The 21890-nt window shown below is 39.5% G+C and carries 22 protein-coding genes, 1 tRNA gene and 1 pseudogene; 15 read left to right on the top strand and 9 right to left on the bottom strand.

Going from position 1 to position 21890, the window contains the following annotated elements:
• Positions 1–37: 37 nt before the first annotated feature.
• A complete protein-coding gene (locus tag GKR92_02985) occupies positions 38–502 on the bottom strand; it encodes a low molecular weight phosphotyrosine protein phosphatase (GenBank protein ID QMU60713.1) in 465 nt (154 codons plus the stop codon).
• A gap of 299 nt (positions 503–801) precedes the next feature.
• The gene (locus GKR92_02980) at positions 802–2139 is read right to left on the bottom strand and encodes a dihydroorotase (protein ID QMU60712.1); all 1338 of its coding nucleotides are present in this window, start codon (positions 2137–2139) and stop codon (positions 802–804) included.
• Positions 2140–2319: 180 nt separating this feature from the next.
• Between GKR92_02980 and GKR92_02975 the strand changes: the two genes are divergently transcribed.
• Positions 2320–2538, top strand: coding sequence for a hypothetical protein (locus GKR92_02975; GenBank protein ID QMU60711.1), 219 nt, complete (start codon positions 2320–2322; stop codon positions 2536–2538).
• 96 nt (positions 2539–2634) lie between these two features.
• Positions 2635–3545 (top strand): annotated as a pseudogene (locus tag GKR92_02970) (aldo/keto reductase).
• Positions 3546–3551: 6 nt separating this feature from the next.
• Here GKR92_02970 and GKR92_02965 read toward each other — a convergent pair.
• The gene (locus GKR92_02965; GenBank protein ID QMU60710.1) at positions 3552–4397 is read right to left on the bottom strand and encodes an SUMF1/EgtB/PvdO family nonheme iron enzyme; all 846 of its coding nucleotides are present in this window, start codon (positions 4395–4397) and stop codon (positions 3552–3554) included.
• Positions 4398–4540: 143 nt separating this feature from the next.
• Entirely contained in the window at positions 4541–4768 is a 228-nt protein-coding gene (locus tag GKR92_02960; protein QMU60709.1) for a hypothetical protein, read from the bottom strand.
• A 472-nt stretch (positions 4769–5240) separates the two neighbouring features.
• On the opposite strand from GKR92_02960, the gene GKR92_02955 reads away from it, so the two are divergent.
• Entirely contained in the window at positions 5241–6764 is a 1524-nt protein-coding gene (locus GKR92_02955) for a pectate lyase precursor (GenBank protein QMU60708.1), read from the top strand.
• A gap of 59 nt (positions 6765–6823) precedes the next feature.
• Here the strand turns inward: GKR92_02955 and GKR92_02950 are convergent.
• Positions 6824–6911, bottom strand: a tRNA-Ser gene (locus GKR92_02950).
• 173 nt (positions 6912–7084) lie between these two features.
• On the opposite strand from GKR92_02950, the gene GKR92_02945 reads away from it, so the two are divergent.
• Together GKR92_02945 and GKR92_02940 are read left to right on the top strand one after the other, a co-directional pair.
• On the top strand, positions 7085–7753 hold the full coding sequence (locus GKR92_02945) for a BAX inhibitor (BI)-1/YccA family protein (GenBank protein QMU60707.1): 669 nt from the start codon (positions 7085–7087) through the stop codon (positions 7751–7753).
• 24 nt (positions 7754–7777) lie between these two features.
• The gene (locus GKR92_02940) at positions 7778–7963 is read left to right on the top strand and encodes a hypothetical protein (protein QMU60706.1); all 186 of its coding nucleotides are present in this window, start codon (positions 7778–7780) and stop codon (positions 7961–7963) included.
• Between the two features lie 112 nt (positions 7964–8075).
• Here GKR92_02940 and GKR92_02935 read toward each other — a convergent pair whose 3' ends face one another.
• Positions 8076–8558, bottom strand: coding sequence for a YajQ family cyclic di-GMP-binding protein (locus tag GKR92_02935; protein ID QMU60705.1), 483 nt, complete (start codon positions 8556–8558; stop codon positions 8076–8078).
• Positions 8559–8602: 44 nt separating this feature from the next.
• Between GKR92_02935 and GKR92_02930 the strand changes: the two genes are divergently transcribed.
• Positions 8603–8986 (top strand): DUF423 domain-containing protein, encoded by a 384-nt coding sequence (locus GKR92_02930; GenBank protein QMU60704.1) that lies wholly within the window; start codon positions 8603–8605, stop codon positions 8984–8986.
• Positions 8987–8992: 6 nt separating this feature from the next.
• Here the strand turns inward: GKR92_02930 and GKR92_02925 are convergent, their stop codons facing one another.
• From GKR92_02925 to crcB, 3 genes are all read right to left on the bottom strand, one after another.
• Positions 8993–9514: an MOSC domain-containing protein gene (locus GKR92_02925; GenBank protein QMU60703.1), complete on the bottom strand. Its 522-nt coding sequence runs from the start codon at positions 9512–9514 to the stop codon at positions 8993–8995.
• Between the two features lie 255 nt (positions 9515–9769).
• Positions 9770–11053: a serine--tRNA ligase gene (serS, locus tag GKR92_02920; protein ID QMU60702.1), complete on the bottom strand. Its 1284-nt coding sequence runs from the start codon at positions 11051–11053 to the stop codon at positions 9770–9772.
• 33 nt (positions 11054–11086) lie between these two features.
• Positions 11087–11458 carry a fluoride efflux transporter CrcB gene (crcB, locus tag GKR92_02915; GenBank protein QMU60701.1) on the bottom strand — a complete coding sequence of 124 codons (372 nt, stop codon included), beginning with the start codon at positions 11456–11458 and terminating at the stop codon, positions 11087–11089.
• A gap of 106 nt (positions 11459–11564) precedes the next feature.
• Here crcB and GKR92_02910 point away from each other — a divergent pair, with 106 nt between their 5' ends.
• The 9 genes from GKR92_02910 (at position 11565) to GKR92_02870 (ending at position 21854) form a co-directional block, all read left to right on the top strand.
• Complete coding sequence (locus GKR92_02910) at positions 11565–13031, top strand: FAD-binding protein (protein ID QMU60700.1); 1467 nt, start codon at positions 11565–11567, stop codon at positions 13029–13031.
• Positions 13032–13050: 19 nt separating this feature from the next.
• Positions 13051–14106 carry a glycolate oxidase subunit GlcE gene (gene glcE / locus GKR92_02905; protein QMU60699.1) on the top strand — a complete coding sequence of 352 codons (1056 nt, stop codon included), beginning with the start codon at positions 13051–13053 and terminating at the stop codon, positions 14104–14106.
• Positions 14107–14112: 6 nt separating this feature from the next.
• The gene (gene glcF, locus GKR92_02900; GenBank protein QMU60698.1) at positions 14113–15384 is read left to right on the top strand and encodes a glycolate oxidase subunit GlcF; all 1272 of its coding nucleotides are present in this window, start codon (positions 14113–14115) and stop codon (positions 15382–15384) included.
• 44 nt (positions 15385–15428) lie between these two features.
• Entirely contained in the window at positions 15429–16613 is a 1185-nt protein-coding gene (locus GKR92_02895) for a cation:proton antiporter (protein ID QMU60697.1), read from the top strand.
• 233 nt (positions 16614–16846) lie between these two features.
• Positions 16847–18364, top strand: coding sequence for a transporter substrate-binding protein (locus GKR92_02890; GenBank protein ID QMU60696.1), 1518 nt, complete (start codon positions 16847–16849; stop codon positions 18362–18364).
• A gap of 95 nt (positions 18365–18459) precedes the next feature.
• Complete coding sequence (locus GKR92_02885) at positions 18460–19362, top strand: branched-chain amino acid ABC transporter permease (GenBank protein ID QMU60695.1); 903 nt, start codon at positions 18460–18462, stop codon at positions 19360–19362.
• Positions 19359–20405: an urea ABC transporter permease gene (locus tag GKR92_02880; GenBank protein ID QMU60694.1), complete on the top strand. Its 1047-nt coding sequence runs from the start codon at positions 19359–19361 to the stop codon at positions 20403–20405. The genes GKR92_02885 and GKR92_02880 overlap by 4 nt, the downstream gene beginning before the upstream one ends.
• A gap of 1 nt (position 20406) precedes the next feature.
• Complete coding sequence (locus tag GKR92_02875) at positions 20407–21141, top strand: ATP-binding cassette domain-containing protein (protein QMU60693.1); 735 nt, start codon at positions 20407–20409, stop codon at positions 21139–21141.
• 8 nt (positions 21142–21149) lie between these two features.
• A complete protein-coding gene (locus tag GKR92_02870) occupies positions 21150–21854 on the top strand; it encodes an ATP-binding cassette domain-containing protein (protein ID QMU60692.1) in 705 nt (234 codons plus the stop codon).
• Positions 21855–21890 lie beyond the last annotated feature (36 nt).

Here is a 21890-nt window from a genome sequence, read left to right as displayed (position 1 = left end):
ACCCCAAAGCTTCTTATAACACCCACTTTCCTAATAATTATTCGCTATTAGGAAAGTGGGTGTTTTTAATATGCTCCAGCAATCCTTTGCAAGCATCCTCAACCAAATCCAACACCGTCTCAAATCCATTTAAGCAACCATAGTATGGGTCTGGAACTTCATGTATGTCAGAATGAACAGTTGCAAACTCTAAAAAAAGTTTAACTTTATGGTGATATTCAATGTCACACTGAGCCAGTAGATTTGAATAATTTTCATTATCCATTGCAAGCAGATAATCAAATTTTTTGAAATCTATATCCACGACTTGGCGCGCGCGCAATTTAGATAAATTATAGTTACGTTTAGCTGCTGTAGAGATCGCTCTCTCATCAGGTTTTTTACCAATGTGGTAAGCATGGGTGCCTGCAGAGTCAACCACAACCGTCTTATTTAAATCATTTCCATCTACAAAATTCTGAAACACCCCATGCGCAGTTGGAGATCGGCAAATATTCCCCATGCACACAAATAAGACGCTGATTTGTTTTAATTCATTTCTAATCAATATCTAATGTTTCGCTAGCGCTTTTAATATTAGTCTTCCACACGATAAGCCCAGAAACCATGTGAATACCATCTTCCAAGACTCTCCAGATTTGAAACTAAAAGCATCTCTATAATATTGTTTTATTTCTTCTTCTGGATAGTGATCGAAATACATTTGTTCTAGCGGGACTAATATAAAAGCAATAAATAATGCAATTGTTAAAAATAGGAAATGAAGCTTAACAAGTCGGGGCATATAAATATTTAATAAATTTAACGATCAAATGTTAGTTGCTTTCCAAAAAATGGCTCATCTATAGGCGCGCCACTTTCATACACAACTTGACCATTCAGAATCGTTGCAGCAATACTAGAGCGGAATGTTTTACCTTCAAAGGGTGACCATCCGCATTTATAAAGTACACTTTCTTTCGTAACTGTATGTGGTTTATTCACATCAATAATGGCTAAGTCCGCAAAATATCCTTCGCGCACAAACCCACGCTCTGCCACATTAAACCTTATGGCAACATTATGACTGGTTTTTTCTACAATCTTTTCAATACTCAGTACGCCATCATGCATGTGCTCCAGCACCCCTATTAATGCGTGCTGTACTAATGGCAAACCTGCAGGTGCTGTCATGTAATTCCCCTGCTTTTCTTCCCAGGTATGCGGCGCATGATCTGTAGCAATTACATCTATTAGATCATCTTGCACACCTTTCAATAACCCTTGGTGATCTTGTTCTGTTTTCACTGCAGGATTGCATTTAATTAATGAGCCTTTCTCTGCATAATCCTTTTCGCTGAAAAACAAATGATGCACACAAACTTCTGCTGTAATGCTTTTATCTTTCACATTCCCTTTAGTAAACAACTCAAGTTCTCTCGCAGTAGTTAAATGCAAAATATGCAGTTGTGAACCATGCTTTTTAGCCAGCTTTACCGCTTTTGAACTAGAACGATAACAAGCTTCTTCAGATCGAATTAGTGGATGAAACTCGATGGGTATGTCGTCACCATATTGTTGTTGATATTTTTTAAGATTTTCATTAATTAAAGGCGAGTCTTCACAATGCGTTATTATCGGTACAGGTGCATATTTAAAAATTGCATCCAGTACATCATCATCGTCTACTAACATATTGCCTGTCGAAGCTCCCATAAACACTTTAATGCCGCATGCACGATCGATTGGAGCTTGTTTGAGTACTTCTATATTGTCATTACTGGCACCCATGTAAAAAGCATAATTTGCCCTGGCTCTTTGGTGTGCTGCTTCATATTTCTTATCTAGCAATTCCAAACTAAGTGTTGGCGGCTTAACATTGGGCATGTCCATAAAGCTGGTGATGCCTCCTGCAATGGCTGCTAAAGACTCCGTTGCAATATCGCCTTTGTGAGTCAGCCCAGGTTCCCTAAAGTGCACCTGGTCATCAATCATTCCCGGAATTACATAGTTTCCCTTTGCATCGACTACTCTTTTAGCTTCAAACTTTTGCAAGTCTGCCCCTATTTGTTCAATACGTTGATTGGAAATCAAAATGTCACATTCACTGATGCGAGCTTCGTTAACCAATTTAGCATTAGTGATTAATAAATCATGCATATCTAGTAACCTTCGTTTTCAAAAATATCTTATAAACTGTTGTTTTAATTGAACAATACATGTAATTTAGATTCGCAATTCAATAAAAACGTGAACTCGGTCACAATAATTGTAGGCCTATTTTAGGTAGGGTATTCCCATCAAATAATAACATTGTTAATGGTTATTTTAGGGAATGAAATGAATCAAGCTAATCCATTAGAACGGCGTAACCTTAACGACCGCCGCACCTCTATGCAAGCCGCTCAATTTCCTATCATTACGCGTAATGGTGTCTGTGTACGAGACGATAGACGCAGGTTGCCTGATCGTCGTGTAGCAAGAATTGAAGTTGATGAGGCACACGTAAGAGAAGAAGTATTTGATCTTCTTTTCGATAAACCTAAGCTTACAAACTAAGCTGCCACCTGCCAAACAGCCTTTCAGTCACGAAATGGACTGAATCAATGATCCCAATACTTGGTAAATTTAACCATTTAGGAGGATTATCATGTAATGAACCGTCGTGATTTTCTTTTATCTACCGCCACAAGCACAGCAATAATTGTGGTACCTACACTTGGCTACTCAACATCAAGTTTGCTAATTAAAAGACCCATTCCTTCAAGCGGTAAACAAATTCCATGCGTAGGGATGGGTACTTGGAAAACATTTGATATCGATCCCAAACTATCAAACATAAGTCATCGTACAAGAGTACTTCAAAAATTCTTTTCACATGGTGGTGGTATGATTGATTCATCCCCCATGTACGGCTCTGCTCAGACTGTTCTAGGAAAATGCTTTCAACATCTAGAAGTACCTAAAACACTTTTTTCAGCCACAAAAGTATGGACGCCAGGCGAATGGCTGGGTACCCAGCAAATGAAAACATCTATAGAACTCTGGGGACTAAATAATTTTGACCTAATGCAAATTCATAACTTGTTAGATTGGAAAACGCATTTAATGACCTTACGTGATTGGAAAGAATCAAAACGCATTCGATATATAGTGTCACTACATCACACGGACGTCGCCACGAAGAGTTAATCAAAATTATGCAGACAGAACCGCTGGATTTTGTGCAATTCACTTACAACATTTCAGATACTGAAGCAGAACAGAAACTATTACCTCTTGCTACAGACAAAGGTATTGCTGTGATTATCAATAGACCCTTTAAAGGCGGAAATTTATTTAATGCTACTGAGAATGTATCATTACCAAACTGGTGCAAAGAATTTGATTGCCATAACTGGGCGCAATACTTTTTGAAGTTTATTCTTTCACATCCCAGTGTTACGGTTGCTATACCCGCTACTTCACGCATAGATCACATGGATGAAAATATGGGCGCTCTTGTCGGTGCATTACCTAGCGTAGCTATGAGAAAGAGAATGCTTTCTCATTACCAATCTTTATAAAGCAGTTCAGTTTGTAACGGCGCAACGAAACCCAATTGAGCCATAAATACTTTTACCACTTACTGGAGGCTTTACATTACGAAAAGAGCTTCGTAAATTTGCTTTATTTTCATCCCAAGAACCGCCACGCACCACTCGTTGTTTGCCTTTCTGCGGTCCTTTTAGATCACCTTTTGCGTAGATCTTGCTAATTGCACTTGGCGAATACCAATTCATTGTCCACTCTCCAGCATTGCCATGCATGTCGTACAAATCAAATTTATTTTCATTACGACTTCCTACATTCCAAGTGCGATCTTCACCACAACCATCAGGTTCATTTGGCACGGAGCCAAATGTTTTGCCGTCATCTACAATCGCATGTGTACAGTCAACGTCTTGCCCCCATGGATAAGGGCTCGCAGTTCCAGCTCTTGCCGCTTTCTCCCATTCAGCCTCATAAGGCAAACGCTTACCTTTCCATTCACAATATGCAAGCGCTTCATCCCAATCTACGCAATTAACCGGATGATTACCTCGAGAAGGATCGCCTAAATTACAATATTTATTGCGCTGATGATCTTTAGGCCTTTTGCATTTACCTGCTTCCATACAAGCTTCGTATTCCGCTACTGTGACTTCATATTGATCAATATGAAATTCCGGGACCGAAACTGTTATTCCACCCAACGGGCCCTCGTCATCACCACAGTTTTTATCACCTATTGAACAACCCATATTAAATTCACCACCAGGTATGTGAACTAATTTATTCCCCAATGATTTTTCAGCCAACACACTTACGCTAACACCAAGCAAAAGTATTAATAAGAAGATGCGATATTTAGAGAAAAATGCGAACTCTGCACTCATTAATGCCACTCCTATCGTTAGATACTAATTATAGACATACAGAGTGGAGTGGAGTGAATTATATTACATGAGCTACTAAATTTATTTTATAGCTAATCTAATATAAAGTTGATGATCTCTTTAAAGCCAGAGCAACTGATAATTTATTTTGCGTCTTGAAGATTGTCGAAATATTCTTGAAACTCAGCCTGAGATATTTTGGTTTCCGTTACCTCCAAACCAACTATTCGACTTTCTTGAGAGTTGCGACGATTTTTATTCACAAGGTTTCCTTTCAAATCTTCAAGTGGAAACTCATGAGACTGCAACGCAGAACGTCGCTCACGACGTAATCGTACATTGGCAGAATCCTCGATAGTTCTGTATTTCATTTGTATAAGGAATTGTTCTTATTATTATTTTATGCACCATACGGCAGCAATATATAAAATAGTGTGAACTGATTCTCACTAAATATTTGGCTTTCCCTAATGTCTCAGTTGCAAATTATCAATATGAGAAATACATAAAATTATGATGAATTACAAGGTGTTCTTATTTAAGATTTAAGTGATTAATTAAGTATGCCTTATAATTTTCGCTAAAATTTTCTGCGCACTGTTTCTCACTTTAACAATCAATTTTAACCATTTATCCCTTAAACACGTCGTTTTATCCAATTAGCAGTTTTTACAGAACCTTCTTACATTCTATTCTGACTTTATCTGGTTCAAAGAGTATGCGTTCTTAAAGCTTCCCAAAAATAATACATTTTTAATGTATGTATAAATCCAGATTTACTAGATTTCTTCATTCACACAAATTTTACATTGAGGCACGAAACCTCAGGAGCCGGTTTACCCAATGACCATCATTAATGCTGGACGATTCAGATATTTTGTATATCTCATACTAATTTTATGTGTTGGCTGTGGCGGTGGCTCAGGCGGATCAGATAATCAAGTAGCTTCCAACTCAAATAATCCATCTAATGATGTACCTAATCAAACCCCACCGAATAATGAAACACCCAATCAAACCCCGCCGAATAATGAAACACCTAATCAAGCTCCACCAAATATTCCACTAGGTAGTATTACAGCCTTCCCAGGAGCTAGAGGGTTTGGAGCTTATGCTAGTGGCGGACGAGGAGGTAAAGTTTTAAAAGTAACTAATCTCAATGCAGCAGGTACCGGAAGCTTGCAAGATGCCCTTAATCAAACAGGACCAAGAATTATTATATTTGAAGTATCAGGCGTGATTACAGTCGACATTATTTATATTCCTCATGGCGATGTAACTATTGCGGGTCAAACTGCGCCTGGTGCAGGTATTACAATTGAAGGAAGATTGTATGGGGCGTATGACTTTGGTGTAAATAACATCATCATTCGTCACATTAGGATTCGTCCTCCAGTGTTTAACAATCAGTCAAAAGGCGAACAATTTGATTCTGTTCAACTTTCAAGAAACTCAAATATTATCCTGGATCATGTTTCCATGTCATTTGGAGTTGACGAAACCCTAGACCTTTACTCAGCAAGAGATGTCACTGTTCAATGGTCCACCATAGAACAATCAGCGCTATTTGGACATCCAGAAGCAAATCATAACTATGGCATGATAAATGGGCCCGAAGGTGGACGTATTAGTGTCTTAAATAATTTATTTGCAAATTTCAACAGAAGAGCACCTGCCCTCTCAGTAGGACCTGCTGAAACCATTAACAACGTTATGTACAACATTAAAGATAACTGGGTACATCACAATGCTGCAAGGGGACCATTTTTAGTTAGTAATAATTATTTCAAACGTGGCCCAAGTTCGTCGATGACACCAATCTTTTTAGATGCAGTAAGCGTTGGCAATGAACTAGGATACTACTTTGAATCAAACTATGTAGATGACCCTGTGTACCTACAAGGTGTGCTGGATCCTTTTTCAACAGCATCAGATCACCCATCGCTTCAATATGTTTGTGAATATTTTAATGGGCCTGATTGCAGAACATTTAAATTACAAAATCGACCAAATTTTGCATTTTACTCAACCTATATTGCCCCAATTGAAACAAATTATAGTACAGCATATGACAACGTGCTAAAAAGCTCAGGTGCGTTTCCTCGAGATGTCGTTACCGAAACTTCTGTTCAAGATGTTAAAGCACGCACTGGAGAATGGGGTGCCCGGATCCCTGCAAACCTATTAGAAGGACTGCAGGCAAAAATTGCGCCATTAGATACAGACAATGATGGTATGTCAGATGATTGGGAAAATAGCAATGGATTAGATGCTACAAATGCAAGTGACCAACACAGTATTATGGATACAGGATATCCAGCTATTGAACAGTACATTAACGAATTGGCTGATTCTCTTCTGCAGTAATCTTAAGTTCCCCAATCAGGATCAAAAAAGCCTTCTAGCTAGAAGGCTTTTTTTATAATTGGCGGAGAGGGAGGGATTCGAACCCCCGGACCCTTACGAGTCAATGGTTTTCAAGACCACCGCATTCGACCACTCTGCCACCTCTCCGTGTTGTGATCGTATTAGCGATATCAGGCCGGCAAGCATACCTGAAGGTTATAGGGAACTGCTATACCTTGAATTGTCTAAATATATGTACTAATTGGACTTGAATTAGCCTGAAATACCATTATGTTAATAGCATAGAGTTTATACATTTATATACAGGAGAAAGATCCACCATGAGTGATCCTCAATTTTCCACAAAGAACATTACCCGCGAGAGCGCATTATCATCCAATAAAGTGCTTCGTAATACTTATGCATTGTTGTCTGTAACGCTGATTTTTAGTGCCTTTATGGCCATGGTATCTACCATGATGAACACTGGTTATGGCGCCAGCCTTGCATGCTCATTTGGCGCACTAGCCTTAATTTGGTTTGTGCTGCCACGCACTGCAAATTCAGGTGCTGGAATTGCCGTGGTTTTTGCCTTTACAGGCCTACTCGGATTTGGACTTGGCCCAATTCTTAATCACTACCTAAGCATGGCAAACGGTGGTGAATTAATAGCCACTTCTATGGGTGGAACTGCAATTATCTTCTTAGCATTGTCTGGCTATGCACTTACCACACAACGTGACTTCAGTTTTTTAGGTGGTTTTCTATTTGCGGGTCTAATTGTCGTAATCTTAGCGGCCATCGCGGGAATATTTTTACAAATGCCAGGATTGTGGCTAGCCATAAACGCAGCCGTTATTCTAATATTCAGTGGATTCATCTTATTCGATACGAGTCGAATCATTAATGGTGGTGAGACTAACTATATTTTAGCCACGACTGGAATTTTTCTAAGCATTTATAATATATTTACCGCACTATTACATTTATTAGGCTTTGCTAACGATTAATTGATTGACTTCTAAGCTGTTAAAATGAGCGGACTAGAAATTGGCTATGTTGTATTAACTGTAGCCCTACTCTTTTTTCTTGTCCCTAGGGCAAAGTATTGGTTAAGCAATAGTCCTAAAGCTGAAAAAGGTGATTGGCAGGCATTTATATTTCCAATTGGCTTAATCATTCTCTTTGTTGCGGGCTTGATGTGGTTAGTTGGCCGCTAAAGTCTTTCTTCATTAAATAAAAAGCCTCTCGTATAGAGAGGCTTTTTATTAGTTTCAACTATATATGATGACTTCTTAAACTAAAATAGCTTCAGAAAAGTCACTAAATGCTCTAATCACGAAAGTTATTAAATTGCAGGGGTATCCCTAAATTTGAATCTTTTAGAAGACTCATCACATTCTGCAAATCATCACGCTTCTTTCCTGTTATACGTAGCTTTTCTCCTTGAATCGAGGCTTGCACCTTTAGTTTAGAATCTTTTACCAGCTTCACCATTTTCTTAGCAATATCTTTGTCTATTCCCTGACGAAGAATAATCTGCTGTCGAGCACACATATTCGCCTCCTCTACCTTGCCACGCTCGAGACACATTACATCGATGCCTCGTTTAGACATTTTTGTAATCAAAATATCGTAGACCTGACCCAATTGAAACTCTGATTTAGCTTCAATCTGTATATTAGGGTCTTCCAGGCATACCTTGGCATTAGAGCCCTTGAAGTCAAAACGTGTTGCTATTTCACGGCTGGCTTGGTCAATAGCATTACTTAATTCATGCGCATCTACTTCCGATACTGTGTCAAATGAAGGCATAGAGGATATTTCTCCGTGGACTAAAATTCAGGCAAACTAACTGGATGTTTAGATTAGCGATCCTACTCGGTACCGGCAATGCAACATTAGCGATTCTGTTAGGCGCATTTGGTGCCCACGCAATACAAGACACCTTGAGTGTACGAATGCTTTCTATCTTCAATACGGCGGTAGACTACCATCTCTATCACGCATTAGGGTTAATTGTTATTGGTTTGCTCATTAAACTCCACCCTACTTGCAAAATCTTAAAAGTTGCCGTTTACTTAATGTTATTTGGAATTATTATTTTTTGTGGCAGCCTCTACACACTTAGCCTAACCGGCATATCAAAATTAGGGATGATCACACCCTTTGGCGGAATAGCTTTTATCACTGCTTGGTTATTCGTATTCATTGCATTTATTAAACAAGAACATAACCACTAGCGAATTCTAAAACAACAATTTCTGAGGTGAATCTACGCTAGATTTTTCAATACTAACCTGCACCTCATCACCAACACTTATAACCCCACCTTTTCTTACTGCAGCATTAACCCCACCATGATTACGCATGGCATTAAATGCGCCAAAACCTAAAGCTTCTTCCATTTTCTTACATGGCGCACAGTTTCCGGTAATTTCAATTATTACGCCATTAATTTTTAAGTTGTTTTTAAGCAATACGCTTAAATTGATGCCCGAGACGACAATGTTTCGCCGCAATATCTCAGGTGAAATTTTCTTTTTATGTAAAAAAGATTCCATGACTGAAAAATATTCGGCTTGAATTAATGTAATTTGTCTTTTGCTGCCTGGTTTTTGAGCAGATTTATCTCCTACCAAACCGTGATCGAGTAATACTTCTGCAGTATCTACATGAATTATCTCTCTACTTTGTGAGTTTCTTAACCCTATCCATTCAATTTTTCCCGGATGTAAAAAATGGGTTTTTAATTCGTTTATTGAAGCCATAAATTTATTAATGAACGTATCTTTTAAAGTGCTTTACAGTACCCATTCAAGTAAGTGAAAAATATGTAATATATAGCTGTAAGTCTAATAGTTGCAATTAACAAACTATAATAATTATTAGCAAATCGTGTGTTAGACTACTTACAGTTATAGTAGTATTGCTTTCTTGAACCGAGTCCCCAAACCTACGTTATTAATTTAATGTAGGTCTCGAAGCCAGCGCGCCCCAACCCGCGCTGGCTTTTTTATTTCTGCTCATTTTTCTTTGCTAATTTTATCCAATCCTTGCATGTACGGTTTCAATGCTTCTGGTATTTTAATGTTCCCATCTTTATCTTGATAATTTTCAAGGATAGCCACTAACGTTCTGCCAATTGCTAAACCCGATCCATTCAAAGTATGCAAATGTTCTGTTTTTTTCGTAGCAGTATTCTTCCACCTAGCTTTTAATCTTCTCGCTTGAAAATCTAAAAAAGTACTACAAGAAGATATCTCTCGATATGTATTCTGTGCTGGCAACCACACTTCTATGTCATAAGTTTTAGCAGAAGAAAATCCCAAATCACCTGTACATAGTGTTACTACTCTGTATGCAAGATTTAGTTTTTGCAAAACCTTTTCTGCATGGCCCACTAATTCTTCTAACATACGCCAAGAAGATTCGGGCTTAACGAGCTGTACCATTTCTACTTTTTCAAATTGATGCTGACGAATCATACCGCGAGTATCTTTCCCATAAGAACCCGCTTCAGAACGAAAACAAGGTGTATGACAAACATATTTAATCGGTAGCTCTTCTTCCTTTGCAATACGATCACGCCATATATTAGTGACAGGCACTTCAGCAGTAGGAATCAAGTAATAATCATTCTCATGATTAAGTTTAAAAAGATCTTCTTCAAACTTAGGTAATTGGCCAGTACCCATGAGGCTTTGAGCATTTACGATATACGGCACATAAACTTCTTCATACCCATGCTCTGATGTATGGGTGTCAATCATGAATTGTATCAGCGCACGATGCAGTTTCGCGATTCCACCTTGCATAGTGACAAAACGGCTTCCTGTTATTTTTGCTCCCGTCTCAAAATCTAATCCGCCTAAGTTTTCACCCAAATCAACATGATCTTTAACTACAAAGTCAAAACTTGGTACCTCGCCCCATTTGCGTACTTCCAGATTATCCTCTTCGCTATTTCCATCCGGAACAGATTCATCAGGAAGATTAGGTAACTCAAGCATCCAGGTTTGAATTTCGCTCAATAAAACCTCTAGCTTGGCTTCATTAGTTTTTAGAGCTTCATTAATTTTCTCCATAGAAGCCAGTATTTCACTAGCATCTTCGCCTTTTGCCTTAGCCTGCCCAATGAGTTTGGAGTTTTTATTACGCTGGCCTTGTAATTCTTCTGTTTGTACTTGTAATGCTTTGCGTCGCTCTTCTAGGTCGGTAAATCGCTGCTTGTCTAAGCTAAGCCCACGGCGACTTAGATGCTTTGCAACTTCATTAAATTCTGAGCGTAATAATTTTGGATCTAACATAAATCTATAGATAAAAAGTGTGAGTTAAAATAATTAGATGGCTCGAGCTAAACTCAGGCCTAGAAAACAAGCCAGCAAACACAAGCCAACACTTAAAAACACATTTCCTGCAGCGTTTATATAATTACCCTGTTGAAGTAGGTTCAACGTTTCTAATGAAAAGGTTGAAAAGGTTGTAAAACCGCCTAATACGCCGACTAAAATCGCAAACCTTAGTTCTTCAGAAACGCTAATACGTTCTAGTAGAATAAAAGAAAGAAAGCCAATTAATAACGAACCCACAACATTCACCAGTAAAGTTCCATATGGAAAAGAGCTGCCAAACCATAAGCTAGATTGCGTTTGAATTAAGTACCTCAGCACTGAGCCCACGGCTCCACCTATGGCAACACCCACCAGGATCAAATCTTTCTCCTAAAATTGTATACTTATCATTGGCCACGAATGGTATCAATCAATGGTATATTGCGATACAAGGAAATGGTAATCATTTAAGAAGCTCAGTTAATAAATGCCCAGCTCAATCTCAACTGCAGATCTTGCAAAACAATTTCATAAGGTACTGCCTAAAAATGCAGTATTAGACAAGGATGAGCAACTAAAACCTTATGAATGCGATGCGTTGACTGCGTATAGACAACTCCCACGATTAGCTCTACTGCCCAGCAACATCGAAGAAATTCAAGCCATCGTTAAAATATGCAAAGAGTTTAAAATTCCTATCGTAGCTCGTGGTGCCGGCACTAGCTTATCCGGTGGCGCATTGCCACACAAAGATGGAATCCTCCTCAATTTAGCCAAACTCAATAAAGTTATCGAAATAGACACCAACAACAGAACGGCTACTGTGCAGCCTGGGGTGCGGAATCTTGCCATTTCAGAAGCCGCTAAACCTTATGGACTTTATTACGCACCCGACCCTTCTTCACAAATTGCTTGCACTATAGGTGGCAACATTGCTGAAAACTCAGGCGGAGTGCATTGTCTTAAATACGGCCTCACCATACACAACATCCTAGCTTTAAAAATTCTTACCGTAGAGGGTGAAATCTTAGAACTTGGTGGAAAGAATTTAGATTCCTCTGGCTTTGATTTGCTCGCACTAATGATAGGTTCTGAAGGGATGCTAGGCATTACCTTAGAGGTCACCGTAAAACTTCTTCCTGATCCAAATGACAAAAAAGTATTATTAGCCGCTTTTGATCATATCCAAAAGGCTGGCGATGCTGTGAACGGCATAATTTCCAACGGTGTAATCCCTGCAGGCCTAGAAATGCTAGATCAACTTACTATCCAAGCTACAGAGATGTATTGCAGTCCTGGTTACCCATCGAATGCTGCAGCTATATTAATATGTGAATTAGATGGTTTTGACGAAGAGCTTGAAACACAAGTTCAATTAGTTAAAAACATCCTTAACGAACATCAAGCCCTTGAGGTACGTGTTGCAAAAGACGAGCAAGAGGCCGAATTATTATGGTTAGGGCGTAAAGCCTCTTTCCCCGCACTCGGAAATTTAACTCCCGATTACTACTGCATGGATGGAACCATTCCGAGAAAACATTTAGCCCAAGTGCTAGAAAGTATTAGCAACCTTTCGGCCAAATATGGCCTACGTGTAGCCAATGTATTTCATGCAGGCGATGGTAATTTACATCCCGTAATTTTATACGACGCAAACGTAGCAGGTGAACTAGAAATTGCAGAAAAATTGGGTGGAGACATATTAGAACTTTGTGTAGAAGTTGGTGGAACGATTACCGGCGAACATGGTGTCGGTGTAGAAAAACTCAATCAGATGTGTGTGCAATTTAGTGAAGCAGAACTGTCAACATTTCATGCGATAAAAGCGGCATTTGATGAAGAGGAACTACTTAATCCAGGTAAGGCAATTCCTACTCTACATCGTTGTGCAGAACTAGGCGCTATGCATGTGCACCATGGCAAACTCCCTCATCCTGACTTGCCTCGTTTTTAAGTATAAAGTTCTGGTTAATATGTCAGATTGCAAAACTGAGATTACATCTAAACTTCAAGATGCTTTTCAACAAAAACAAGCTTTACAAATTAAAGCAGGCAACACAAAACCATTTTATGGCAGAAAGATTAACGCTGAGCCACTTTCGTTAGCACGTCATACCGGCATTATCGAATACGAGCCTTCAGAGCTATATCTCACCGCACGCAGCGGTACTTCTTTACTAGAAATTGAACAAGCCGTTGCAGATCAAAATCAGATTTTACCCTGTGAACCTCCTCACTTTGGAGCTGCAGCAACCTTAGGCGGCATGATTGCCTGTGGTCTTGCAGGGCCAAGGCGCGTAATTGCTGGCAATGTACGTGATTGCGTATTAGGAACAGAAATATTAAACGGCAAAGGAGAAGTGCTTCGATTCGGTGGCAAAGTAATGAAGAACGTTGCTGGCTATGATGTATCACGGTTAATGTGCGGCGCTTTAGGTACCTTAGGCGTATTGATGTCGGTTAGCCTACGTTTACTCCCAAAACCTTCTTGTGAACAAACCATTGCATTAACAGTAGATGGCGCGACCGCAATTATCAAAATGAACCAATGGGCTAATACCCCTATGCCCATTTCTGCAACCTATTACGATGGAAGTGAATTATATGTTCGCTTATCAAGCTCGGCATCCGCTGTAGAAGCTTGCAAAAATGAAATTGGTGGCCATCAAACAGAAGAACATGAAATGTTTTGGACCAGTATAAAAGAGCAGACCCATGCCTTTTTTAGTTCGGATATGCCGCTATGGAGAATATCGATTCCACCAAATACACCAACGCTAAACCTACCTGGAGCAAGTGTAATGGAATGGAATGGTGCGCTAAGATGGTACAAGAGTGATGCAGAAGAAAATATAATTCGCTCTGAAGCCAAACGCGTAGGTGGACATGCAAATTTATTCAAGGGAAATATTACCGATCAAGTTTTCCACCCTATTCCTAGCCCATCTATGAAACTTCATAAAAAACTTAAACAAGCATTAGATCCAGCTGGCATTCTCAACCCAGGCAAAATGTTTGCTGAGTTATAATTAATCATGCAAACCTCTTTTACATCTGAATTCATTCAATCCGCTGATGGTGAACGTGTAAACAACATTTTACGCAAATGTGTGCACTGTGGGTTTTGTAATGCAACTTGCCCCACCTATGAACTTACGGGTAACGAGTTAGATGGGCCACGTGGTCGAATATATTTAATTAAAAACTTTTTTGAAGAGAGCCTTGAGGAAAACAGCGAAGGCTCTTCCAATGAAACCAGTTTAAAACACCTAGATCGATGCTTAACTTGCCTAGCCTGTGAAACTACCTGTCCTTCTGGCGTGAAGTATGGCGAATTAGTAGATATTGGCAGGAAACACATAAATGCCTCAATACAACGTCCAGTGCTTAGCAAAATCAAACGCAAATTGATTTTGAATGCATTTTCCAGCTCGATGCGTGTTGGCATACTGCTGGCTATAGCGCGCATATTTAAGCCTCTCCTGCCTGCAAGTTTGGCTAGCAAATTACCAGCTAAAATTAAACTGTCGGCTATCTCTGCATCAGGCTTAGGCCCAAGTTTAGGTATACTTTCTTCCTCGTCTCGTAAAATGCTCACCATAAAAGGTTGCGTGCAAAAAGCGGCTGCACCACAAATCAATTTTGCGACTAAAAAGGTTTTAGCTGATTCTGATATTCAACTCGACGAAGCAAATTCTGCTTGTTGTGGTGCACTCGCATTCCATTTAACTGAGCTTGATCAAGCACATGCCACCATTCGCAAAAATATTGATCATTGGTATCAAATACTTAATGATGGATACGAGAAGATATTAATTAATTCAAGTGGTTGCAGTACCTTTATAAAGCAATATGCGACGATCATGCAAGATGACAATGCCTATGCGGATAAGGCCAAATTCATCTCAGAACATTGTATCGATCTTTCTGAAATTGCTAGCGAACTCACACCAAAAGCTCCCCATAGTAGGGAAAAGACTACGAAAAATAGTACGAATAAAACCATAGCGTTCCATAGCCCTTGCACCTTACAGCATGGTCAGAATATCAACGGAAAGATTGAAGAAAAATTGATTCAAGCGGGTTATAACTTAGTAGAAGTTCAAGATTCTCACTTATGTTGCGGATCAGCAGGAACCTATTCTTTACTTGAAGGCGACATGTCTTCGCAGTTATTAGAGAACAAGGTTGCCAACCTTGAAAACAATCAACCCGATATGATCGTCACCGCCAATATTGGCTGTCTCATGCACATACAATCAGGCACAAAAATACCCGTCAAACATTGGATTGAACTACTCGTTTAAACTCTTACACTTTCCAGCCTGATGACTAAAAGGAGGATTAAAAGATGGATATAAATATATCTTCATCAGAATCAATTATATTTTCCATCTTTATCATTTTCACCAGTGCTGCAGCACTGGCAACCATTGCTCTTTTTGCACGACAAGCATTGTTAGTAGCCTATATAGCGGTTGGGATCATCCTTGGTCCTTCCGTATTAAACTTTGTCCCTGACACTGAGTTTTCACAGCAAATTGCTAAAGTCGGCATTATGTTCTTGTTGTTTCTATTAGGTTTGAACCTACACCCACAAAAACTTATTGCATCCATCAAGCAATCAACGCTAATAACTTTTGGTGCATCATTAATTTTTGCACTTATTGGCTTTATAGCAGCCATGACACTACAGCTTCCACTTATGGATCAATTTGTCATTGCAGCTGCATTTATGTTCTCCAGCACTATCATAGGTCTAAAGTTACTTCCCACAACCGTTTTGCATCACCAGCATGTTGGCGAAATCATTATTAGTATTTTATTATTGCAAGACATCTTGGCGATAATTCTTTTACTTTTAATTGAAACTCAAAATACAGATACTAATACCTTTTATGCTTTGGGAAAGCTGGCACTTGCACTACCTGGATTGATCGCCTTTGCATTTTTGGTTGAGCGCTTTGTATTAATCAAATTGATGTCTAAATTCGATAAAATCAAAGAATATATTTTCTTATTAGCGATTGGTTGGTGCTTGGGTATCGCAGAACTTGCTCACTATATTGGCTTATCACATGAAACCGGCGCATTTATTGCGGGCGTTGCCATTGCGGTTGGACCGATTTCATTTTATATATCTGAAAGCCTCAAACCAATTCGTGATTTCTTTTTAGTGATATTCTTTTTCTCACTTGGTGCAAGTCTGGATATTGGCCTAGCTTGGAAGTTACTTCTACCCGCCATTATTACAAGCACAGTACTACTACTCATAAAACCCTATGTATTTAAATATTTGATTCAAAAAAGTGGCGAATCAGATAAAGATTCGAAAGAAATCGGCGTGCGCTTGGGACAACTCAGTGAGTTTTCATTATTGCTCGGCTTCGTAGCCTTTAGTGCTGGTTTGATCACACTCAAAGCATCTAACTTTATACAAGTATGCACCATTGTTAGCTTTATCTTATCCACCTATTTAATTGTATTAAAGTATCCGACCCCAATAGCAGTAAGCGATAAATTAAGACGTGACTAAATCATAATTATTTTTATACGTTTCAAATTTACACACAATATTTTTTATTCAAAACCCAACTTCACTCTAATTGACTCATGGTAAGTCGAGCGTATACTCGACTATAGATTGCATTTATATACATATGCAGTTTGCGTTGGAATAAGAATAAAAGCTTATGCATAAAAATACCGCAATGGTATTTAATTAAGACAGACTTATTCCAGGGTCTATAAAATACTAGGAGGTTAATCATGAAGAACGATAATAAATCGGATCAACCTGCTAAGGAAAGCATCTCAGAAGAAACAACAGGAACGGTTGGTCATAAAGTAACTCGACGCACCTTTTTAAAAGGTTCCGCAGCAGTATCTGCAGGTGCTATAGCACCTATGTATCTCGCCGGAATTAGCAAATCATTTGCTGCAAAAGGCGGTGCGGTAAAAATTGGGCATATCGAAGACTTATCTGGAAACCTTGCAGTCTATGGGATTCAGAAAGATCATGCCGCTCAACTTGCAGTTAGTGAAATCAACGCTGGATTAACCCTTAAGGGTGGCCCAGTTGGTTCTGGTGGTTTGGGCGCTATGTCTAATCACACAACTAGTGCGCCTGTAATGGGTAATGGAGACAAAGACCTAAAAGTTGTCCACGATGGTGGCAAACTGTCTGCTTCAGGCATGGCCTTTGTTGAGGATGAAGATGTATTGGTTGATTCAGGTGAGTCAGGAATATTAGGCCGTGAAGTTGAACTGCTCAATACTGATGGACAATCAAATAATAATATTTGGCAACAATTAACAAAAAAATTAATCCAAGAGGATAAAGTTGATTGTTTAGTGGCTGGGTTCACCAGTGCTGAACGGGAGGCTATTCGACCTATCGTCGATCAATTTAAACAACTGTATATATACACTAATCAATATGAAGGTGGCGTAGCCGACTCTAATACTTTTTGCACGGGCGCAATTTGTGAACAACAAGTCATCCCGGTTGTGGATTACATGATCCAAAAATTTGGGCCGCGAGTTTACACGATTGCAGCAGACTACAACTTTGGACAACTCACCGCAGCTTGGACGCGTGCTTTTGCACCGCAAGTTGGTGGCGAGATTATTGGTGAAGAATTTGTTCCATTAAGCGTTTCAGACTTCACAACATCCATCGCTAAAGTACAAGCAGCCAAACCGGATTGGGTGTTCACCTTGTTAGTTGGTTCAAATCAATCTAACTACTATCCACAAGCCGCAGCAACTGGGCTTAAGTATCCAATGGCTTCAACCGTTAACATGGCACAAGGCTATGAACATCGACGCTTCAAAGCCCCATCACTTGATCGTATGTATAACTGTGTTAACTATATTGAAGAAATACCCACTGCACGTAACCGTGCATTTGTAAAACGCTGGTACAAGATGTTCCCAGATGATCCGTACATTGGTCAGATGGCACAAAACACTTACTTCTCAATTCACATGTACGCTAAGGCTGCACGCATTGCAGGTACAACGGATCAAGAAGAAGTTAAACGTGCACTGGAGTCCGGCTTACATATTGAAGCACCTGAAGGCACTGTGTTTATGGAACCGTCTACGCACCATTGCTCTCACTATATCCGCTTAGCAACAGCTGATGCAGATCATAATGTTAGCTTTGTACGTGAATGGCCAAGTATACAACCATGGTGGTTACAACGACTTGGAGTTAACCTAGTTAAGCATAAGGAATACAAACAATATATTCCTGACGAAGATCCATTCTTCAAAAGCTGATTTAAATATAATGTCCTAATAACAATAAATCGAATGGCGTCGACTAAACTTTTGTCGACGCCATAATCGATAAAGCAACGGAACAGCATTGTCTTATGGAAACCGATGCTCTTGCACTGAGCCTGACGTACCAGTTTGGTACAAATGCTGCGTTCTTATTCTTAGCAGCACTCGGGCTTATCGTGATATTGGGTATGATGAATATCATCAATCTTGCCCATGGCGAATTGATGATGATGGGTGCCTATGTCGCTACCATTACACATAATCAACTTAATCTTCCCTTCCCTTTAGCCGTAATCGTTAGTTTTTTTGCGGTCGCAATCTTCGGCGCCATACTTGAATTATTAATTGTAAGACGTTTCTATGGCCGTGAATTGGGTGCGCTGGTCGTAACTTGGGGTATAAGTTTGATATTAGGCCAAGGAACACTTCTAGTTTTTGGTCCATTTATGCCCGCTATAAAAATACCAGGCGGATCGTATTCCTATGGAGGGTTTTCTTATTCAGCTTACTGGTTAATCCTAATTGCGATTTCAATTGCTTTAATCGCTGGATTATATTGGCTCTATCGTTATACAAATTACGGATTACAAGCACGTGCCACGATGCAAAATGCAGAAATGGCAAAAGCCTTGGGCGTGCCTACTAGCCATGTATACACACTAACCTTCAGCCTTGGTGCAGGTCTCGCTGGTTTAAGTGGCGCCTTATTGGCACCTACTTCAACGATTGCACCTTTCATGGGCCAACAATTTGTCGCACCTGCTTTCATAACGGTTGTAGTGGGAGGAGCAGCCAATGTAATTAGTGGTGCGGTAGGCAGCAGCGTGTTGCTATCTGCAATTAAAACGCCTATTGGAATGGCATACGGAGCATTTTTAGGAACCGTAGCTTTGCTAATTGCTTCACTAATCATCATTCGTATCATGCCTGACGGTATTTCAGCAGCAATTCAAAAGTTAATGGATCGAAGACGTACTCGTAATACAAAATGACCTCAAAAATATTACATTTAATTGGTGGCGATGCTGATATAGGCACATCAAAAATATTTTGGATTGGATTCGTGATTGCGGTAATTCTTTTTGCACTTTATCCAACTCAAGTTTCTGAATTTCGCGCATCCAATGTTTCTTATTATTTACTAAATATTCCACTCGCACTCGGTATGGCATTGCTATGGGGTTACTGTGGAGTATTAAGTTTTGGGCACGTAGCTTATTTTGGCATTGCCGGTTATACCTACGGAATTATTGCCGGTAATATGGCAGGTAATTCACTCGCTTCATTGGCAGGAATCTTAGGTGGCTTAGTTGCAAGCGCAGTAGTTGCTGGAATATTTGCATACTTTGTTTTCTACTCGCGTGTACGTGAGTGGATCATCCCCATTCTCACACTTGTATTAACTCTACTTTTAGAAACTTTCCTTGGCCAAACTGCTGGGTATCAGTGGCGAGTTGGTTCTGTACTGCTAGGCGGCTACAACGGCATGACCGGTATACCATCATTTCAAATTGGAAGTTTTGTTTTCATGGGCAATTCATTTTACTACTTCTGCATGGTGATTGTTTTAGCATGTTACGTAAGTTTGAGAATGCTATTAAATTCAAAATTTGGCCAAGTGGTTACCGCAATTCGCGAAGACCCATTGCGTACAGAAATTTTTGGTTATGATATTCGCGCAAGACAATGGTTGGTATTTGTTTTATCAGCTGTATTAGCGGCTATAAGCGGTTTGTTATATGTGCAATGGGGAAATTACATAACACCTAGTCAGGTTGGATTGTTATCAGCTGCACTACCTGTAATTTGGGCTGCTGTTGGTGGACGTACTAGTTTGCTGGCCGTACTTATTGCAACTATTGTTCTAAATTGGGTGACATTTACCTTGTCTTCACAAGGCAACCAGTATGCAATGGTCATCATTGGAGCTGCATTAGTCATTACGATGGTCTTCTTCCCACGCGGCATTGTCATCATGCTTGCTGAATGGGTAGGTAAATATACTAATCGAAAAAGCACCAGAGTGATCCGTTAAAATGGCAAGCGAATACGCACTAGAAACACGCAACGTTAACAAACGTTTTGGCGGAGTCGTTGCTGCAAACAATGTGGACTTAAAAGTTGAGCCTGGTGAGTTAAGGTGCATCATTGGCCCTAACGGTGCAGGAAAATCGACACTTTTTTCACTATTGTGTGGCATCCAGCGCGCCGACAGCGGCGAAATCTACATCAATGGGCATGATGTTACGCGTATGCAACCCTACAGACGCGTACGCCATGGAATTGGCCTTACTTTTCAAACCAACCGTGCTTACCAGGAACTAAGTGTAAAACATAATCTTATGGTTCCAAACCCATCTTTAGCTGTCTCAAAAAAATCCCATCAACAAGGTCAAGAAAGATTAGTGTTAGCGCTGGAAGAATTTGGATTAGATCCTAATGACGATACGCTTGCTAGCGAAATACCCCATCACACTCTTCAATGGTTGGAGATTTCTATGATGCTAGCAGGGTTTCCTAATCTTGTATTGATAGATGAACCCACTGCGGGAATGTCACGTGAGGAAACAGATCGCACTTCAATGGTATTGAAAAAGCTAAATGGAAATGGTCTTACCATCATTGTAGTTGAACACGATATGCATTTTGTTAAAAGTATTGCTAAAAAAGTTACTGTTTTACATCAAGGGCGTATTTTCACAGAAGGTAATTTAGATGAAGTTATCGCTAACGAAGAAGTTAAAAAAATATATTTAGGGCATGCACATTAATTAAAATTATGCAGATTTTAAATACTGATAATGTAGTTGCAGGTTACAAAACAGCAAACGTTTTGCAAGGTGTCAGCATATCCTTATCAGAAGGTGAAATAGTTTCTGTTGTGGGTCGAAATGGTGTCGGAAAATCCACTCTGGTAAAAACCATTATCGGATTGTTGCCTGCACGCTCTGGCCAAATTATTTTTAATAACAAAGATATTACCTTAACCAAAGCGAATATTCGTGCAAAATCAGGAATTGGTTATGTTCCTCAAGGCCGTGGGATTTTTGCTGAGTTAACCGTACAAGAAAATTTACGAATGGGTGGCTTAATCGGTGCTAAACAGAAAAAACTAAATTTTGATGCTATTTACTCTTACTTCCCTATTTTAAAAGAACGACTACATCAACGCGGAGGTACGCTCAGCGGCGGTCAACAAGAAATGCTTGCTATTGCACGAGCACTTATCAATCAGCCAAAACTTTTATTATTAGACGAACCTAGTGATGGCGTTCAACCTAGCATCGTTGAGGAAATTGGCAGTTTTCTATTAAAACTTAAAGAAACAGGTGACATTACCGTCTTGCTAGTGGAACAAAATTTTGATTTGCTGCAAACCGTTTCTGATCGTGCATATGCAATGGAAAAAGGCAAAGTATCGGATGCTTTGACAAAAGAAGATTTAAATAATGACGAAACACTCGCAGCACATATTGCTGTGTAATTAATTTACTAAATTATTATTACAAACATGAGGTAG

Source organism: Gammaproteobacteria bacterium (assembly GCA_014075255.1).
Lineage (GTDB): Bacteria > Pseudomonadota > Gammaproteobacteria > UBA4575 > UBA4575 > JABDMD01.
Note: the sequence above shows the minus strand (reverse complement) of the source record. Positions and strands in the feature narration are given on the sequence as shown.

Coding starts and splice junctions, on each gene's coding strand:
- GKR92_02985 (QMU60713.1), bottom strand. CDS start 502: ATGGGGAATATTTGCCGATCTCCAACTGCGCATGGGGTGTTTCAGAAT.
- GKR92_02980 (QMU60712.1), bottom strand. CDS start 2,139: ATGCATGATTTATTAATCACTAATGCTAAATTGGTTAACGAAGCTCGC.
- GKR92_02975 (QMU60711.1), top strand. CDS start 2,320: ATGAATCAAGCTAATCCATTAGAACGGCGTAACCTTAACGACCGCCGC.
- GKR92_02965 (QMU60710.1), bottom strand. CDS start 4,397: ATGAGTGCAGAGTTCGCATTTTTCTCTAAATATCGCATCTTCTTATTA.
- GKR92_02960 (QMU60709.1), bottom strand. CDS start 4,768: ATGAAATACAGAACTATCGAGGATTCTGCCAATGTACGATTACGTCGT.
- GKR92_02955 (QMU60708.1), top strand. CDS start 5,241: ATGACCATCATTAATGCTGGACGATTCAGATATTTTGTATATCTCATA.
- GKR92_02945 (QMU60707.1), top strand. CDS start 7,085: ATGAGTGATCCTCAATTTTCCACAAAGAACATTACCCGCGAGAGCGCA.
- GKR92_02940 (QMU60706.1), top strand. CDS start 7,778: ATGAGCGGACTAGAAATTGGCTATGTTGTATTAACTGTAGCCCTACTC.
- GKR92_02935 (QMU60705.1), bottom strand. CDS start 8,558: ATGCCTTCATTTGACACAGTATCGGAAGTAGATGCGCATGAATTAAGT.
- GKR92_02930 (QMU60704.1), top strand. CDS start 8,603: ATGTTTAGATTAGCGATCCTACTCGGTACCGGCAATGCAACATTAGCG.
- GKR92_02925 (QMU60703.1), bottom strand. CDS start 9,514: ATGGCTTCAATAAACGAATTAAAAACCCATTTTTTACATCCGGGAAAA.
- serS (QMU60702.1), bottom strand. CDS start 11,053: ATGTTAGATCCAAAATTATTACGCTCAGAATTTAATGAAGTTGCAAAG.
- GKR92_02910 (QMU60700.1), top strand. CDS start 11,565: ATGCCCAGCTCAATCTCAACTGCAGATCTTGCAAAACAATTTCATAAG.
- glcE (QMU60699.1), top strand. CDS start 13,051: ATGTCAGATTGCAAAACTGAGATTACATCTAAACTTCAAGATGCTTTT.
- glcF (QMU60698.1), top strand. CDS start 14,113: ATGCAAACCTCTTTTACATCTGAATTCATTCAATCCGCTGATGGTGAA.
- GKR92_02895 (QMU60697.1), top strand. CDS start 15,429: ATGGATATAAATATATCTTCATCAGAATCAATTATATTTTCCATCTTT.
- GKR92_02890 (QMU60696.1), top strand. CDS start 16,847: ATGAAGAACGATAATAAATCGGATCAACCTGCTAAGGAAAGCATCTCA.
- GKR92_02885 (QMU60695.1), top strand. CDS start 18,460: ATGGAAACCGATGCTCTTGCACTGAGCCTGACGTACCAGTTTGGTACA.
- GKR92_02880 (QMU60694.1), top strand. CDS start 19,359: ATGACCTCAAAAATATTACATTTAATTGGTGGCGATGCTGATATAGGC.
- GKR92_02875 (QMU60693.1), top strand. CDS start 20,407: ATGGCAAGCGAATACGCACTAGAAACACGCAACGTTAACAAACGTTTT.
- GKR92_02870 (QMU60692.1), top strand. CDS start 21,150: ATGCAGATTTTAAATACTGATAATGTAGTTGCAGGTTACAAAACAGCA.